The sequence below is a fragment of the Limnohabitans sp. genome (genome assembly GCF_046052765.1).
GTDB lineage: Bacteria > Pseudomonadota > Gammaproteobacteria > Burkholderiales > Burkholderiaceae_C > Limnohabitans.
Map to the genome: position 1 here is coordinate 1 of NZ_JAVLFQ010000040.1, position 1643 is coordinate 1643.

Below are 1643 nucleotides of genomic sequence, written 5' to 3' on the forward strand. Positions count from 1 at the left end.
CGCTCTTGCACATCAGCCTTACATAGGAAGAAGGAAAGAGTCATGCAACTCAATCCCGCAGAAATCTCAGAACTGATCAAAACCCGTATTGAGGGCTCGACAGGCAACACCAATGTGCGTAACCAAGGCACGGTCATTTCCGTGACCGATGGTATTTGCCGCATCCATGGCTTGTCCGATGTGATGCAAGGCGAAATGCTGGAGTTCCCCAACAACACCTTCGGCCTGGCGCTGAACTTAGAGCGCGATTCTGTTGGCTCGGTGATTTTGGGTGAGTACGAGCACATCTCTGAAGGCGACACCGTCAAGTGCACCGGGCGCATTCTGGAAGTGCCGGTTGGCCCTGAATTGATTGGCCGCGTGGTCAATGCGCTGGGCCATCCTATTGACGGCAAAGGCCCGATCAACGCCAAAATGACCGATGTGATTGAAAAGGTGGCTCCTGGTGTGATCGCGCGTCAGTCTGTCGATCAGCCTATGCAAACCGGTTTGAAATCCATTGACTCCATGGTGCCTGTGGGCCGTGGACAGCGCGAATTGATCATTGGCGACCGCCAGACCGGTAAGACGGCAGTGGCTATCGACGCCATCATCAACCAAAAAGGTCAGAACATGACCTGTATTTATGTCGCCATCGGTCAAAAGGCGTCATCTATCAAAAACGTTGTGCGCGCGCTTGAACAAGCCGGCGCCATGGCTTACACCATTGTGGTGGCAGCCTCTGCTTCAGAGTCTGCTGCCATGCAATACGTGTCTGCTTACTCAGGTTGCACCATGGGAGAGTACTTCCGTGACCGTGGCCAAGACGCACTCATTGTGTATGACGATTTGTCCAAGCAAGCAGTAGCCTATCGCCAAGTGTCTTTGCTGTTGCGCCGCCCGCCAGGCCGCGAAGCCTACCCTGGTGATGTGTTTTATTTGCACAGCCGTTTGCTCGAGCGTGCCGCCCGCGTGAATGCCGACTATGTCGAACATTTCACCAAAGGCGAAGTCAAAGGCAAAACCGGTTCATTGACGGCATTGCCCATCATTGAAACCCAAGCAGGTGACGTGTCAGCTTTCGTACCGACCAACGTGATTTCAATCACTGACGGACAGATCTTCTTGGAAACCTCGTTGTTCAACGCCGGTATCCGCCCTGCGATCAACGCCGGTATTTCTGTCTCCCGCGTCGGTGGCGCCGCCCAAACCAAATTGGTGAAAAACCTCTCCGGCGGTATCCGTACCGACTTGGCCCAGTACCGCGAGTTGGCTGCGTTCGCGCAGTTTGCTTCCGATCTGGATGCCGCCACCCGCAAGCAACTCGACCGCGGTGCACGTGTCACCGAGTTGTTAAAGCAGGCCCAGTACAGCCCACTGTCCATCAGCTTGATGGGTGCCACGCTGTATGCCGCCAACAAAGGTTATCTGGACGACATTGAAGTCAAACAGGTGCTGCATTTTGAAGCTGGTTTGCACCATTTCCTGAAAGACAAACACGCTGCTTTGCTGGCCAAGTTGGAAAAAGACAAAGCCATGGACAAAGACGCTGAAGCCGAGTTGGTCAAGGCCATCGAAGCTTTCAAAAAATCTTTCATCTAACCGCCATCTAGCAGCAAGGAGCACTTCATGGCAGTCGGCAAGGAAATTCGCGGCAAGATCAA

General features: G+C 53.7%; 1 protein-coding gene. It reads left to right on the forward strand.

The genetic code is table 11. From position 1 onward, the window contains the following. Positions 1-42 precede the first annotated feature (42 nt). The gene (gene atpA / locus AC9UG7_RS05075) at positions 43-1581 is read left to right on the forward strand and encodes a F0F1 ATP synthase subunit alpha (RefSeq protein WP_509585068.1); all 1539 of its coding nucleotides are present in this window, start codon (positions 43-45) and stop codon (positions 1579-1581) included. Positions 1582-1643 lie beyond the last annotated feature (62 nt).